The sequence below is a fragment of the Alkalibacterium indicireducens genome (assembly GCF_039522005.1).
Classification (GTDB): domain Bacteria; phylum Bacillota; class Bacilli; order Lactobacillales; family Carnobacteriaceae_A; genus Alkalibacterium; species Alkalibacterium indicireducens.
In genome coordinates, this window is sequence record NZ_BAAADA010000082.1 from 1 (window position 1) to 2,266 (window position 2,266).

Below are 2,266 nucleotides of genomic sequence, written 5' to 3' on the forward strand. Positions count from 1 at the left end.
CTTCTTTCTTTTTGTCTACTTTAATTTCTTGCCCTACTATTTTACTTTCCGACAACTATTTTACACATAGCTGTTAAACAGAAGACGAGGTGTGCCGTTTTAAGCTGCGCACACCTCGTTAATTGATTTAGTTGATGGACTGTTTCAGTGCTTCGAGATTTTCTCTCATTGCTTCTATATATCCAAGACCTTCAGCTTGCAGTTCTTCTGACAAAGTTTCCAGATCATGCAGAACGGCTGTTTCTGTTCCAGTCTCATTGGCTACTGTCTGAGCAATCGCCGAATTGGCACCCTGCTGATAGTAAATGACCGGCACGTCGTATTCATTCACCAGCTGGTTTATTTCAGCTATTCTTGAAGGACTCGGCTCCACTTCTGTAGAAAGCCCTCCGATTGCTATCTGATTCAGATCATACCTGCTTGCAATATAGCCGAAAGCCTGATGCTGAACAACAAAGGTTCTATTTTCCGCACCCTTGAAAGCTTCCAGAAAATCTTCATGAAGTGCAGACAGTTCATTCATGAACTGGTCAGCGTTTTCCTGATAGCTCTCTGCATTCACCGGATCTGCTTCAATCAGTGCTTCCATGATAAGCAGGACCTGATCTTGTGCAAGGACAGGATCAAGCCAGATATGAGGATCTTCTTTATGATCATCAATGTGTACATGAGCCACTTCTGATTGTGCGAGTTCATTTCCATCACCATCAGTTGCTACAGCCTGTACCAGAATATCTTCTCTTTCAATCTGGTATTCGAACCGGTCAGATGTCAGGTTATCGACCTGTTCCCATTGGCCTTCTTTTTCCATGACATACCATTGCCAGTCTTCTGCCTGTTCATATTGAGCCATTAAAGTGACGGTATCACCACTATGATAGTGGCCTGCCAGACCAATGATCTGAACATCCTCAGGAAGATTTGCCACTGGTTCAGCTGAAAAGTCTGTTTCATTTCCACTTGACGCCGGCGAGTCATAATGGCTTTCCGTTCCCAGAGCGTCAGCTGTTCGGACAACTTCCAGTTCTTCATTCTCAATTGAATTCAGCAGGCTGGGTACCCAGAACTCCATTTCCTCACTTGTATAGATGAACAGATCTGCATTATTGATTCCTGCAATATCCCGAGCACTTGGTTCATAACTGTGTGGATCTGCTCCTCCACCTACCATGAGAGAAATATCTGCATGCTCACCAGCCACCTGCTGAGTAAATTCATACACAGGATAAAAAGAAGTGACAATTGATAAGTTATCATCTGATGTTTGTTCAGAATTTTCTGGCGTACATGCACTTAAACCAAGAATTGCGAGAATAAGAGGCAGCAGCCCATACATTTTTTTATTAATCATCGTTAACTCCTTATGGTTGTAAATCGTAATCATTACGGTAAATAAAGTATCATGAGAATAGATACTCTGTCAAATTATAATTTCATAAGAGAAGGCAGCCAACTATATCAGCTGCCCACATTTTCTTTTTAATGATTGTCCACTTCAATCTCAACAGCTTCAGATTGTGCATATGGTGCGTGTGCATCATCGTAAAGAACAGCCCTAACGTTTACTGTTGCTTCAGGTGCTTCCATAAACAGGTCTTGAGTATGCTGGCCGGAAATGATTTCCCATTCATCAGCATCATCTTCCCGGCTGTACCAGTGCCAGTCATCGTAATCTGTCTCTTCTGACATGACAGCCGTCAGTTCAACTAGTTCTCCAGTGTGGTAATGTTCCGCCACTCCTTCGATCGTGATCAGCTCTGCGACATCTGCATCAGCTTCATCATGTTCTTCTTCGGCCTCTTCATCAAGAACAGCAGTGTCGTCCGCTTCTGTATCTTTATCGCTGTCTTCTTCTAGTGCAGCTTCGTCACCTGTTTCTTCTTCAGTTCCTTCTTCTTCAGCCATATCTGTCGTGTTATCTTCTACACCTTCATCTTCTGCTGTATCACAGGCAGCTAAGTATAAACTCATTAAAGCAACTCCAGAAAGTTTGATCCATTTATTCAACACAATTATTCCTCCTATATAAGTAAATCGTAACCGTTACGTTTTACATTTAACCATGTTCCGCAGATGATGTCAACCACCTTTTTTGTAAAAACTTTCGTTACACCTCGTAATGAGCAGCCAGACTACTAAGAATCACGGGAGAATAATGGTCAGGAGTGGATTTTTGTCAGGCAAAATAAAAGGGGCTGGGAAAAAACCAGCTCTTAACAAACAAAAAGAACAATGAAAACCGTCGGTTTTAGATGGTCTTCATTGT

Annotated in this window: 2 protein-coding genes; both read right to left on the minus strand. The window is 42.3% G+C overall.

What is annotated here, in order from left to right:
- Nucleotides 1-127 precede the first annotated feature (127 nt).
- On the minus strand, nucleotides 128-1,351 hold the full coding sequence (locus ABFX15_RS05170) for a metal ABC transporter solute-binding protein, Zn/Mn family (protein WP_346024418.1): 1,224 nt from the start codon (nucleotides 1,349-1,351) through the stop codon (nucleotides 128-130).
- Nucleotides 1,352-1,479: 128 nt separating this feature from the next.
- Entirely contained in the window at nucleotides 1,480-2,010 is a 531-nt protein-coding gene (locus ABFX15_RS05175) for a hypothetical protein (protein ID WP_346024419.1), read from the minus strand.
- Nucleotides 2,011-2,266: the final 256 nt, after the last annotated feature.